We start from the raw sequence: 13,049 nt of genomic DNA on the forward strand, positions 1-13,049 counted from the left end.
ATACTAAGGAAAGGCATGCTTGTTAACAAGTCTTCCGTTTTTGTAAATACTGCAAAGGTCGTTAACCAGGGCAAGGACCAGGATCCGGAACCCGTTCCGACTCCCTCGGCGGTCCCGGCGGGGTGCCATCACCGAACGGGCGACCACCCAACTTCTCGCGCCCGTGCACGGTGCCCCAGCCGCTCAAATCCGGCCCCTTGGGGACGACGCGCGTGGGGTTGATGTCGGCATGCACCACGTAGTAGTGCTCTTTGATCTGTCCGAAATCAACGGTGTCGCCAAAGCCGGGTGTCTGATATAAGTCGCGCGCGTAGGCCCACAACACCGGGATTTCGGTCAGCTTCTCACGATTGCATTTGAAGTGTCCGTGGTAGACGGGATCGAAGCGAACCAGGGTGGTGAACAGCCGCACATCTGCCTCGGTGATGGTGTCACCTACCAGATAACGTTGTCCGGCAAGCCTTTCCGACAGCCAATCCAGCGCGGCGAACAGTCGATCGTAGGCGGCGTCATAAGCGGCCTGATCACCGGCGAAACCGCAGCGGTACACCCCGTTGTTGACTTCGGTGTAGACGCGGCGGTTTACCTCGTCGATTTCTGGGCGCAAGTCCGCGGGGTACAACTGCGGCGCACCCGCGCGGTGATATTCGGCCCACTCGGTGGAGAAGTCCAGCGTCATCTGCGCATAGTCATTGGTGACGACCTCACCGGTGGACTCCTCGACTACGGCAGGCACGGTGATGCCGCGCGGGTAGTCCGGATACCGCTTGAGGTAGGCGTCACGCAGAAAGTGGATGCCCAGGACCGGGTCGACTCCACCCGGGTCAAGATCGAAGGTCCAGCTGCGCTTGTCATGGGTAGGCCCGCAAAGTCCCAGTGACAAAACATCTTCCAACCCGAGGAGCCGGCGCACGATCAGCGTCCGATTTGCCCAGGGACAGGCACGTGCCGCAACGAGTCGATACCTCCCGGGTTCCACGGGATAACCGTCACGACCGTCCGCGGTGATCCGCGTGTTGATGTAGTTGGTGTCCCGCTTGAACTCACCGGGCTCGACGTACTTGGTGTTCTCCGGGTTCTGGCTCACACGTCCCAGTCTGGCACCGTCCGCGGTTCAGGCAACGTCCTTCAGCGCGCCGATCCGTCAGGTTCGCCCTTCTCGTCCAACGGCCGGCCGCCCTTCACACCCTGGACGATCCCCAACGGAAATGCCGATGTCGCATTGACACCAGCAGTAGCCGCGCCGGGTATCGCCAAACACGTGGTTTCCAGCGGCACGCTCGGTAGATCCGGCCAGCCCCTATCCGAGTGATATCGCGCGAAGGCGTTGATCTCCATGTTGACCATCCCCTGTCCGTCCGGGTCGGGCGCCACACGGTAGGCCGTCAGCTGTGCGATGGCGGCATTCTCGGGGTCGGTCGGCGACTTTTCGAGATTCACTTCCACACCAGACAGGGTCTGGGGTGCACTCGCCGACGACATGGGCCGCGCCACGGAACCGCAGTGGGCATAGGTCAGCACCCATCCGTTCTGTAGGGCCTTCTGTGTCTCTCGGGTGACAACGTCCAATGGATCACTGTGTGTGACAGATGCAGTCCTGACCACCGACTCACGTGAGATGTTGTTCAGCCCGTTGTACGAACTGCGGTACGTCTTGGCAGGAGCGACCCAGGCGTCCGCCGCCAGTCGCGCAGATCGTGCCGCATCCACGTCGTTGGGTTCGAAGGTCTCGGGGTGCTTCGGGCATGACGCAGCTAGTACAAACACCAGCAGCAGAGCCGGAGCAAGTCTTAGACCCTTCACTTCGGGATCACCTCACCCCATGGCCGATAACGTGTTTCGCCCCCGAACGATATTCGGTTGTTGACGAAGTCATCCCTTGGGATTGTCATCTTCTGTCCCGACGAGGGCTCGTAGATTTCCAGCGAATCGCCCTGGATTCCCGTGACCAGGACGATGTGCCCGTTGGCGCCGCTGCCCACGAACAGCGGAACGGACTGACCGGATTGAACGGCCGCGCTGATCGCCTGATAGTCCCCCGACGGACCCAACGGATTCGCTACCTCGAATTGGTAGGCGCTACCTGGCACACCAGGACCACCGGGCTTGCCCATCTCGTCGGCGGCGCCGCCCGGCGGGGTCCCCAGCGACTCCGGCCAGGTAGTGCCCCAGCCAGGAACGATCGCGTTGTTCGTCGAGTCATGCATCTTCTTGGCCTCGTCGGCGAACCTCGACGTGACCTCCGCTGTGGTTAGCGACTGACCAGGCTGCGGTGCTGCGGAGCCGTTCGCGTCATATCCCGTGAGCATCTTCATCGCATACATCGGGTCGTTGATCATCTTGGCGACGACAAGCGAGGACGACCCACACGTGGTGCCATCCGGCTGCACCAGTACACCCGGATGGTTCTTGGCGTATTCCACTGGATCAAGCTCACGCACCTGCTGATCGTCCATTTGCGCTAGCTTTTCCGAGAACCGTTGCAACGACCCGATATCCCCGCCTCGCGCCAGAGCCGAGATGATCCAGTTGCGCCGGGCCTCGTCCTTGGCGTTGTCGAGCATCGCCTGCGCCTTGGCACGATCCTCCGGACTCATCGCCGCCAGGTTGGCATCGGCACGTTCTTGCACGCCCGGCCGCAGACCGGTTCCGTCTTTGTGCCCATCTGGGTCGTTCTTGACGTCCGACCAATTGTTCACCGAGCCGATCGCGCCCGCGGCCACCGAAGTGTGGTCGGGCAACGTGATGCCCTCCATGGCTTTCCCAAGTTCACCCTTGGCGTTGTTCACCGCCTTGTCGGCATCTCCATACGCGCCGGCAAGCTCCTCCACGCCGTGTAGGACGTCCCCCACCAGCTTGCGCACATACGGGATCGCATCGAAGGGGTTCTTCGGGATGTTGTTCCAGTCAACGTCGTCCTTGAGTGACGCGAAGGCGTTGTGCCACCGGGCGCGCGCCTTCTCCATCGACCCGGCGAAGGTGTCGAGCGAGCTCGCGACTCCGGTCGCGGCCGGACCGATCGTGGTGGAGCGGGTCTTGAAGTTCGCGATACTGGTGCGCGCCTTGTCCCCGGTCGTCTCACCGTACGGATCACCAGGTGTGCGCCCCCATACGGTGTCCGGGATGGTGTTCTGCGCCTGCTGAACATCGTTGGCATGCCACTCCCCCATGGCGGGAGCCATTTCACGCCAGCGCGCCGCCACATCCCGCACCGTGTCCGGTTCGGGCGGAGGGGGTTCGGTGGCAATGGAGATCACCTTGCGGACGGCCCCGACGACCTTCTTGGCGATCGGCCACACCGTGCTCACCGTGATCTCGCCGACCTGTCGAAGGTCGGCTATCACCTGCTCCAGCTGCTTCTGCGTGTCTCCCAGGGTCATCGCACACCGGGCCTAGCTGAGCACCGGGAACTTGATTCCGGCATCGCTGAGATTGCCCGCATTGCGCTGATCCATCTCGACAAGCGCCTTGGTGCACGTACGGATGTTCTGCGAAATCTCCTTCTGCACAGCAGAGACTGTGCCCAGCGCACCCGAAACCCGGTTGCGCGCGGCGTTCATCGCGTCGGTCAGATCACCGAGGTCCTTGCCCTCGGTGGCGCGCAGCTTCCCTTTGGCGAACTCGACATGGGTATCGGTGGCGTCGAGTTGCGCCGCACATTTTTCCGTCGCTACCGGATCGATTTTCATGCGTTCCCCCTCTAAACATGCCCCCTGCGCATGTTAGCCCGGGAAACCGAACCCAGCCAGCCCCTGGGGACAGTCCGCCTAGCTGGGCAAAACAGCGGTGACGTAGTTGCCCTGCTTCACCACCTCGACTACGTCCTCGGGCAGCTCCGGGATCTCCACCCCGTAGGCGGCTGCCAGTTCGAGAGCGTGTGACCCCTGAACCTTCCATCCCCGCGCCGCCAACCACTCCGCGACATCGGCGCGCTCCTCGTCGTAGAAAAGCGTGGTGATGTCGACCTTGGACATCGGATGGCCCTCGTCGGCGTACTTCTTCTGCATCTCGCCCCATTTGGCGATATCCGGGCGCCCCCGGGTGGCCTCGACGGCGACCTGGCTGCCCGGGGCCGACAGGGCGACAACCCGCTCGAACAGCAGGTCCTGTGCCGCCGACGGCAGGTAAATGATCAAGCCTTCGGCGGACCATGCCGTAGGAACCTCTGGATCGAATCCTGCGGCAAGCAGGGCGGCAGGCCAGTCGTCTCGGAGATCGACAGCGATCTCACGCCGGTCACTGGTTGGGGTGGCGTCGTGCTCGGCCAGCACTCGATCCTTGAATTCCAGCACCTGGGGCTGATCCAGCTCGAACACCTTGGTACCCGCCGGCCACGGCAGTCGGTGCGCCCGAACATCTAGCCCCGCGGCCAGAATCACCGCCTGTTTGCACCCCGAATTCGTTGCGTTAATAAAGAACTCGTCAAAAAACTTGCTACGCAGGCCGATATGACGCGGTGCGGTCCCCGGGTTCGGCGGCTTCGGCTCCGAACTGTCCAAGAGCCCGATCAAATGCGGTTCGCCTGCGGCGCGCACGAAATGTTCCGCATACGGATCACGCACCAGGGGATCGGCCTCCCTGTTCTCGACGGCCCGCGCTGCGGCCACCCCCAGGGCCGTGAATCCGACGCTCGACACGATGTCCCAGGAGTCGCCCTCGCTGCGCGACCAATCCTTGTCCTCGATGTTGGTCATTGAGCTGTCCTTTCAGGCAGGAAGTGTGCACGTCAGGTAGTGCATGGCACCGGCAAGCTCGCGAATGTCCTCGGGAACCTCGGGATGCCGCACGCCATACCGTTCGGCCAGGTCAAACATGTCCAGCCCCTGCGTGCTCCACCCACGCACCGAGAACCACTCGACGGGCGGCGTCTTCTCCTCGTCGTAGAACAATTCGGTGATATCGATCTTGCCGAAGGTGTCCTTTTCGGATCGGTACTTCTGTTCGACCTTCGCGAACTGACTCATCCCCAATGTCCCCGTCGGGCCCTCGATTGCGGCGCGGCTGCCGGGAGCGGACAACTCGACCATCCGCTCAAACAGCAGTTCTTGAGCTGCCGCAGGCAGATACGGCAACAGCCCCTCCGCGGACCACGCGGTGGGCCGGCCGGCATCGAATCCGGCCTCCTTGAGAGCGGCCGGCCAATCATCGCGCAGGTCGACAGCGACGGTGCGGCGATCGCAGGTCGGCTCGGCGCCCTGCTGGGCATATACCCCGTCCTTGAAAGCGAGAACCTGCGGCTGATCCAGTTCGTACACCGTGACACCCGCAGGCCACGCCAGCCGGTGTGCGCGTGCATCCAGCCCAGCCGCCAGGATCACCGCCTGCGTGATCCCTGAAGCCGCCGCTTCGAGAAAGAACTCGTCGAAAAAGCGGCTGCGCATACCCATGCCGCGCAGATACTCGAATGGAGATGCCTGCGGCGCATCGCGTTTGGTGATCGTCTCAATCAAATGGGGCTCACCCGCGGCGAGAACGAAATGCTTGGCAAACGGGTCGTCGATCAGGGCATCCGGTCGCTCGCTTTCGACAGCGCGCTGGGCGCTGACACCCAGCGCGGTGTACCCCACGCTGGACACAATGTCCCAGGAGTCGCCCTCACTGCGGGCCCAGCTTCCTTGGTCTGTACTTGTCATCTCAGCCTCTCGGGTGGTCTTGGACAGCGGTGAAGAACTTGGTGCTCAGGAAATTCTCAAATGCTGGTGGCAGGTCACGGAGCGGCCGCCCGTAGGCCACTGCGGCATCTACCAGGTTGGCCTCGGTCACCGTCCAGCCCCGCTCACCCAGCCAGGTCTTGGTGTCGAGCCGCGGGTCGTCGAACCATAGGTCTCGCAGGTTCGGCTGTGTCTCACCGTCGCTGGTCTCCCCGACGACGGTCTTGATGGAGGCAGCGAGGCGTTCCAGCTCACCGGGTTCGGGGCCCAGCTCGGCGGCAACCCGACTTCCGGGTGCGGACATGTCGTTGAGTCTTTCGAACAGGGCGTCTTGCGCGGCGCCCGGCAGATAGGGCAACAACCCCTCAAGAATCCATCCCGTCGGCTGGGTGGCGTCAAAGCCCGCCTCACGCAACGCAGCAGGCCAGTCGTCGCGTAGATCCACAGCCACCGTCACCCGTCTGGCACTCGGCTGCGCCCCGGATCGTTTCAAGACCTCGTCCTTGAATTGCAATACCTTCGGCTGATCCAATTCGAACACCGTGGTTATCGCGGGCCACGGCAATCGGTAGGCACGCGAGTCCAACCCGGCGGCCAGAATCACGTGCTGCCGCACACCGGCACCGGCCGCATCGGCAAAGAAGTTGTCGAAGAATCGCGTCCGCACCCCCACCCACTGGGCGTTGAAGGCCGCCGAGCTGGTCATATCTGCGGTGGCGACCGCGGCGGCCAGCTGGGGCGCCCCCGCCGCCGCGACAAACGCAGCAGCATGATCGTCATGTGCCAGTGGCGGGTCCAGCTTCGCGTCGAGCGCGCGTCCAGCCGCCACCGCGAGCGCCGTGTAGCCGACACTCGTGACGATGTCCCAGGAGTCTCCCTCGGTGCGCACCATGCCTACGCGCCGAGCACCGCGGTGAAGTAGCGGCTCTGCCCCATGGCATCGGTGAGTTCATGCTCGCCGGCCAGCGGTACCCGGTTGTACCGTTTCAGCAGTTCGCCCGCAGTGGTCGCCTCGACTGTCCAACCGTGGCCGGTCAGCCATCGCGCCGGGTCCTCGCGTTCATCGCCGAACCACAGGCTCGACGGTGGCGCGTCCTCCTCCACAATGCTCTTGAAAATCCGCTGCAAGGCGCCCTCTTCGTTCTGCATCGCGTTCGACATCCGATCCGCCTGGTTCCCGGGCGCACCGAAATCCTCTACGGCAACCCGACTTCCGGGCGCGGATAGATCGGCGATGCGCTCGAACAACAAGTCCTGGGCGGCGCCGGGCAGGAAGGGCAGCAGCCCTTCGGCCAGCCATGCCGTCGGCTGTGCGGGATCGAATCCGGCAGCCTTGAGCACTGTCGGCCAGTCATCGCGCAGATCCACGTGCAGGTCGAGGACTGTCGCGGTGGCGCGTGCGTTGTGCTCATCGAGCACCTGTTTCTTGAACTCGAGCACTTTCGGAAGGTCGAGTTCATACACCGTGGTCCCGGCCGCCCAGGGCAGACGGTATCCGCGTACGTCAAGACCGGCCGCCAGGATCACCGCCTGCCGTACGCCGGCGTTACCGGCGGTCAGGAAGAACTCATCGAAGTACTTGGTCCGTGCGCCGAGGTAGCTCGAGAACAGCTGTATGTCGGGCGCCTGTGCGGCTTCCGGGTCCTCGAGTAGCTCGGAGAACAGTGGCGCCTCCGCCTTGGTCGCAGCGACAAAATGCTGCGCATAGTCGTCCCGTGCCAGCGGTTCAGGCTTGCGAGCCTCTATCGCACGCATCGCGGAAACGACGAGCGCCGTGGCGCCCACGCTTGTCACGATGTCCCAGGTATCACCTTCGGTTCTGGCCACAGCAGGTCTCCCATCAAACGCGCATGTCAGGCGTGCGTACATTTAAAAGCGCAGGTCAAGGCGATTTACCTATGACAAGTTCGCACAACTAACTACAGTACGCCGATTGGCTGGGAGCGCCACTGGTCTCTCAGCCGGGTACCTGGCAGCCGCATCCCTGCCCGGAACGGGCGGTGGCCTACTTGCCCTGCCAGACGGGCGCGCGCTTCTCCGCAAACGCCTTGGCGCCTTCCTTGGCGTCCTCGGACACAAAGATCGGCATGAGGATCTCGCCCTGCTTAGCGAAGGCTTCCTCGGGAGCCCAGCTGGCCGACTCGATGATGATGCGCTTGGTGGCCGCTACGGCCAGCGGTCCGTTCGCCGTGATCTTGGCGGCCAGCTCGAGTGCGGTGTCCAGTGCCTGCCCGTCGTCCACAAGCCGGTTGATAAACCCGTACTTGGCAGCGTCCTCCGCGGTGAAGGACTCTCCGGTGAGCGCCAGCTCCATGGCGACCTGATACGGGATCCGGTTCGGCAGGCGCAGCAGGCCGCCGGCACCGGCCACCAGCCCACGCTTGACCTCCGGAATGCCGAACTTCGCGCTGCGGCCCGCGACCACCAGGTCGCAGGACAGCACCAGCTCCGTGCCTCCGGCCAGCGCGAAACCCTCCACCGCGGCGATGATCGGCTTGCGTGGCGGCACATTGGTAAAGCCCAGACCACGCTCGGACAACACCGCCTCGCCACTCACAAAGGCCTTGAGATCCATTCCGGCGCAAAAGTTTCCGCCCGCACCGGTAATGATGGCGACGGACAGGTCGGCGGAGCTGTCCAGTTGATCCGCAGCAGCGGCAAGCCCCTGACTGACTGCCCTGTTGACCGCGTTACGCGCGTCCGGACGGTTGATGGTGATCAGTAGGACACGGTCACGCTGTTCGATCAGGACTTCGTCGGCCATGGCATTCCTCTGGGTAGTGAGTGGGTTTATTTCTTGATGCTAACCAGCGGCCGGAATCAGGCTGCGAGCCACCGAAAGTAACCGGGGAACACCCTCATCCAGCTCCGCGAAAAACGGATCGTCGGTAGTACCGGCAAGATGCCGCTGATACGAAACCTCCAGCAGAGTGGCGAGCTTCCACCCGCCCAGCACCTGGTAATAGACCAAATCCTCTGGGGTCCAGTAACTTTGGTCTCCACTACGGGCCTCGCGATAAGCCTGGGCGATCTCGGTGTGCGAGGGACAGCCCTCTTGCGCGGTGACCGATCCGGTGAGTTCGGACATGGCCACCTCACCACCCGGCTCCGGGGTCATGTACAGCAGATACCCCAGGTCGGCGAGCGGATCGCCCACTGTCGCCATCTCCCAATCCAGCACCGCGGTGATTCGCGCCGTCGCCGGATCCACGAGCACGTTGTCCAGCTTGTAGTCGCCGTGCACCACCGCCGCCGGGCGGTCTCCCGGATAATTCTCCGTGAGCCACGCGGTGATAGTCGTGTGGTCCTGCAGGTCGCGGCCGGTGGGTAGCTCCTTGATGGATTCCCACTGCCCGCCCCATGTTTTCAATTGCCGGGCGAGATAACCGGATTCACGGCCCAGCTTGGCCTCCACCAACCGCGTTGGGTCGGCATTGTGGATCTCCGCTAGCGCGACCGCCAGGTCCAGCACCAGCTCACGCCGGGCCGAGCCGACGAACCACTCCGGGGAGACGTCCCTGATCACCTCGCCATCCTGACGCTCCATCAGGTAGAACGGCGCGCCGAAGATCTCGGCATCGGTGCTGGCCAGCGTTACTCGCGGAACCCGTACCTGCGCGGTGCTGAGCGCATCGAGCACCCGATACTCACGCATCACATCGTGCGCGCCGGCCTGGAGTCGCCCAAACGGGGGACGCCTCAAGATCCACTGCGTACCAGAGGATCCCGTAACCACGTAGGTCAGATTCGAATGCCCCGCCGAAAGGCGGCGGACGCTGACCTGCTCACCCAGCTCGCGGTTCAGGTACTCCGACAAACTCGTGGGAATCGCATCGGCGTCGAGCGATGCCGCATCCCCGGTAGGGCCGTCAGAATCAGAAGACACGTCTTTGTGCATGGGTCATGTTTACCTGACGGCATAAACCGTGAGCGAGGGACCGGGACATTCTTTGCCTGTCCGCAAAACGATTGCGCTGCCAACTGGGCCGATGTCCTCCAGTATGGGAAGCCGATGAACCTAACTGCCCGCCTCGTAGTCATGAACTTCCTCCAGTTCTTCGTGTGGGGGGCATGGCTGCTGACGCTTGGTGCCTACTGGTTCAACAACAAACATTGGTCGGGCGCCCACTTCGGGGCGGCCTTTTCCACGATGGGCATCGCCGCGATCATCACGCCGCCGATCATGGGTGTGATAGCAGACAAATGGATCAACGCCGAAAAGCTCTACGGCGTTATGCATCTGGGCGGCGCAGCGGCACTCTTTAGCCTGCCCCTGGTAGCAAGTCCCACCGTCTTCTTCTGGGTGCTGCTGCTCAACATGCTGTGTTATATGCCATCGCTGTCGCTGGCGATCACCGTCGCCTACAACGCACTCAAAAATGCCGGCAGGGACACCGTCACCAGCTTCCCCCCGATCCGGGTCTGGGGAACGGTGGGATTCATCGCCGCACTGCACACGGTGAGCCTGCTCGGGCTGGAAACCTCGACGGGCCAGTTCTACGTCGCCGGCACGGCGGCGCTACTCCTCGGTCTGTACGCCTTCACATTGCCGCCGTGCCGTCCGAAATTGAGCTCGTCGGCGTCGAGCGGCCCGGGCCGCACCACGGTCGCCGACAGGTTCGGGCTCACCGCATTCACCCTGTTCCAACAACGCAAACTGGCCGTATTCTTCATCTTCGCGATGCTGCTGGGCGGCGCACTGCAGCTCACCAACGCCTACGGCGACACTTTCCTGCATGACTTCGCCGATGTCGCGGAGTACCGGAATCTCTTCGCCGTCGAGCACCCGGCCATCATCATGTCCATCTCACAGATTTCCGAGACGCTGTTCATCCTGGCCATTCCGTTCTTCTTGCGCCGCTTTGGAATCAAAACAGTGATGCTCATGAGCATGGTGGCATGGACGCTACGTTTCGGGCTGTTCGCCTACGGCGATCCCGGTGACGGACTCTGGATGATCGTGTTGTCCTGCATCGTCTACGGCATGGCCTTTGACTTCTTCAACGTCTCGGGCTCACTGTTCGTCGAAGACCAGTGCGGCCCCGAGATCCGCGCCAGCGCTCAAGGCCTGTTCATGCTCATGACCAACGGGCTCGGCGCCATGTTGGGCAGTCTCATCAGTGGAGCGGTCATCGAGTACTTCTTTACCTACCCCGACGACGGCAAGGACTGGCGCGGAATTTGGCTGAGCTTCGCGGGGTACGCGTTGGTGATCACCATCGCGTTCTTCGTCCTGTTCCGTCCTGAACCGGGCGGAAACACCGACGAAAAGGCGCCCGCTACCGTGGGTGTGTGACGATCTCCAGCGCCGAGTCGAAGGCGTCCCCCGCCGACAACCCCGTAGAGGGCATCTGGAACTTCCGCGACGTCGGCGGCGCCGATTCTCCTGTCACCATCCGGCCCGGCGTGCTCTTCCGGTCCTCCGAGCTCAGCGGGCTCACCCCGGCCGGCGCTCAGACGCTGCGAGCATTCGGTGTCACCGACCTGTATGACCTGCGCAGCCCGACCGAGATCGCTCGCACCGGATCGGACAGAGTAGACGGCGGAATCCGGGTGCACGAGGTTCCGTTCGCCACCCCTGCGGCGGGCGAGGAACGCGCACCCCACGAGATCGCATACCGGCAGATGATGCTCGAAAGCATGACCGCGGGCCGCGGCCCCGACCCGGCCTCGCAGGTGGAATTCATGCTGGCCGAGTACCGGCGGTTCCCCGAGCTGCCCGGCACACTCGTCGCACTCAAGGCGGTCGTCGACCAACTATCGAGCGGTGCAACGGCTTTGGTGCACTGCGCGGCAGGCAAGGACCGAACCGGTCTCCTCGTCGGACTGCTGCTGAGCTCGGTCGGTGTCGACTATGCCGATATCGCCGCCGACTACTTGCGCAGCAATGCGGCTATCGGCGCGATGCGGGCCCATATATCCGCGCAGATGAATGCGGCCGAGCCCGAGCTCGCCCAGACCATGGCCGCTATGCTCTCCGACGAGGTGCTGGGCGTGCGCGAGGAATACCTCGACACTGGATTCCGCCAAGTGGCAAATGTTTTCGGATCACCAGAGGCGATGCTGGTAGCTGCCGGAGTCGATGACGATGGCCTGACCGCGCTGCGCGCCGCACTCACCTGACCGCCGTCACTCGGGTCAGACCAGCACAGCCCCAAGCCAAATGCCCGCCGATACCATGGCACCCACCATCTCGATACCGATCGAAGTGGCCACCGCCTTCACCGCGGTCACGGTCGCTCCCCACGCCTGCCTCTGGCTGCTTCGCCGGATGAATTCCGCGAGATAGATGCCCAGCACAAAGCCGACCACCAGACCCACCACCGGAATCACGAAGAAGCCGACTATCGCCGCGATGCCACCCAACACCAAACTGAGCGTGGGTACGCCTGCCTCACGCATCCGCGCAGCCGGCCACACATACTTCACCACGGTGGTTGTAGCGGCCAACCCCACCACAATTCCCAGCACCACCCAGGCCTTGGTGGTTGATTCCACAAGCGCCCATGCCCCGATGGAAAGAACAACGAGCCCGGTGCCGGGAACCATCGGCACCACGATGCCGACCATGCCGATGGCGATACCGAGGGCCACCAACAACAGCCCACCGACACTCATCGGCTAACGGCTCCTAGGTGAGCTCAACATCGCTGGCAAGCCAGCGGCCGTCGACCTTCTGCATCGTTATCTGCACCCGGCTGCGGTCCATGCGCGCATCAGGAATTGCCACGTTGGATACCGCCTGATCGATGAACAGCAACACCTCGACCTTGTCCGGTGCCGCCGACTTCACCGCAGAATCCACAACGACGCCAGTGGCTTTGGCCTTGTTCTCGATCATGACCTGGCGCAACGTGGTGCTGGACTCCGAGTACTTCTGCTTGAAATCGCCCGTTGACCTCTCCAAGGTCTTGTTGGAGCTCTCGTCGAGCTTGGCGCTGTCCACGTTGATCATGACGTTGGCGAATTCCTGCGCCGCCGCCAGGGCCTCGCGAGAAGACTGCTCTTCTATCCGCTGTTCCTCGTAGAGCCGCCCGATGATGGCCGCCAGCGCGACGATCGCGATAGCCACGATCGCGGCCGCGGTCAGAGCCCAGTGGCGGCCGCGGATGCGCTTCGGGTTCTCCTCTTCGTCCGGTTCCAGGCTGATGTCCTCATCATCGGAATCCTCAACGGCACCGGAATCCTTGGTTTTCTCCGAATCCTCCGCGTCGAAGTCGGCGACCTCTGCCGTGGCGGCCTCCGTCGTCCCCTCCGCCGTGGATTCAACCGCTGCGGAAGACGGGGCCGAAGACTCGGCCTTCTCCGCGTCCGAAGTCACCGCGGACTCATCCGCGTTCTTGGCGTCCTTGTCGGCAGCGTCGTCTGCCATGGTTGTGCTCCTTGCGGGTGTCACGG

At 63.3% G+C, this 13,049-nt stretch carries 14 protein-coding genes; 2 read left to right on the top strand and 12 right to left on the bottom strand.

The features are described from left to right. Positions 1-61 precede the first annotated feature (61 nt). The 10 genes from MAB_RS23185 to MAB_RS23230 form a co-directional block, all read right to left on the bottom strand. Complete coding sequence (locus tag MAB_RS23185) at positions 62-1,087, bottom strand: glutathione S-transferase family protein (protein ID WP_005079769.1); 1,026 nt, start codon at positions 1,085-1,087, stop codon at positions 62-64. Positions 1,088-1,128: 41 nt separating this feature from the next. Next, complete coding sequence (locus MAB_RS23190) at positions 1,129-1,803, bottom strand: hypothetical protein (RefSeq protein WP_005079768.1); 675 nt, start codon at positions 1,801-1,803, stop codon at positions 1,129-1,131. Next, a complete protein-coding gene (locus MAB_RS23195; protein WP_005112505.1) occupies positions 1,800-3,380 on the bottom strand; it encodes a hypothetical protein in 1,581 nt (526 codons plus the stop codon). Before MAB_RS23195 ends, MAB_RS23190 begins: the two co-directional genes overlap by 4 nt. A 12-nt stretch (positions 3,381-3,392) precedes the next feature. Further along, entirely contained in the window at positions 3,393-3,689 is a 297-nt protein-coding gene (locus MAB_RS23200; protein WP_005063779.1) for a hypothetical protein, read from the bottom strand. Between the two features lie 78 nt (positions 3,690-3,767). Beyond that, positions 3,768-4,694 (bottom strand): class I SAM-dependent methyltransferase, encoded by a 927-nt coding sequence (locus MAB_RS23205; protein ID WP_005079766.1) that lies wholly within the window; start codon positions 4,692-4,694, stop codon positions 3,768-3,770. Positions 4,695-4,706: 12 nt separating this feature from the next. After that, entirely contained in the window at positions 4,707-5,633 is a 927-nt protein-coding gene (locus tag MAB_RS23210; RefSeq protein WP_005079765.1) for a class I SAM-dependent methyltransferase, read from the bottom strand. Between the two features lies 1 nt (position 5,634). Further along, a complete protein-coding gene (locus MAB_RS23215) occupies positions 5,635-6,543 on the bottom strand; it encodes an SAM-dependent methyltransferase (RefSeq protein WP_005089589.1) in 909 nt (302 codons plus the stop codon). A 2-nt stretch (positions 6,544-6,545) separates the two neighbouring features. Further along, positions 6,546-7,478: a class I SAM-dependent methyltransferase gene (locus MAB_RS23220; protein WP_005089590.1), complete on the bottom strand. Its 933-nt coding sequence runs from the start codon at positions 7,476-7,478 to the stop codon at positions 6,546-6,548. Between the two features lie 178 nt (positions 7,479-7,656). Continuing rightward, positions 7,657-8,415, bottom strand: coding sequence for a crotonase/enoyl-CoA hydratase family protein (locus MAB_RS23225; protein WP_005063784.1), 759 nt, complete (start codon positions 8,413-8,415; stop codon positions 7,657-7,659). A gap of 39 nt (positions 8,416-8,454) precedes the next feature. Further along, positions 8,455-9,549 carry a phosphotransferase family protein gene (locus MAB_RS23230; RefSeq protein ID WP_005089593.1) on the bottom strand — a complete coding sequence of 365 codons (1,095 nt, stop codon included), beginning with the start codon at positions 9,547-9,549 and terminating at the stop codon, positions 8,455-8,457. 114 nt (positions 9,550-9,663) lie between these two features. Here MAB_RS23230 and MAB_RS23235 point away from each other — a divergent pair, with 114 nt between their 5' ends. Together MAB_RS23235 and MAB_RS23240 are read left to right on the top strand one after the other, a co-directional pair. Continuing rightward, positions 9,664-10,947, top strand: coding sequence for a nucleoside permease (locus MAB_RS23235; protein ID WP_005116082.1), 1,284 nt, complete (start codon positions 9,664-9,666; stop codon positions 10,945-10,947). Then, a complete protein-coding gene (locus tag MAB_RS23240) occupies positions 10,944-11,774 on the top strand; it encodes a tyrosine-protein phosphatase (protein WP_005079758.1) in 831 nt (276 codons plus the stop codon). Before MAB_RS23235 ends, MAB_RS23240 begins: the two co-directional genes overlap by 4 nt. 15 nt (positions 11,775-11,789) lie before the next feature. Here the strand turns inward: MAB_RS23240 and MAB_RS23245 are convergent, their stop codons facing one another. Both MAB_RS23245 and MAB_RS23250 read right to left on the bottom strand, forming a co-directional pair. Beyond that, a complete protein-coding gene (locus MAB_RS23245; protein WP_005079757.1) occupies positions 11,790-12,269 on the bottom strand; it encodes a DUF456 domain-containing protein in 480 nt (159 codons plus the stop codon). A 13-nt stretch (positions 12,270-12,282) separates the two neighbouring features. Next, positions 12,283-13,023 (bottom strand): hypothetical protein, encoded by a 741-nt coding sequence (locus MAB_RS23250; protein WP_005079756.1) that lies wholly within the window; start codon positions 13,021-13,023, stop codon positions 12,283-12,285. Between the last annotated feature and the right edge of the window lie 26 nt (positions 13,024-13,049).

This window comes from Mycobacteroides abscessus ATCC 19977, assembly GCF_000069185.1.
Taxonomy (GTDB): domain Bacteria; phylum Actinomycetota; class Actinomycetes; order Mycobacteriales; family Mycobacteriaceae; genus Mycobacterium; species Mycobacterium abscessus.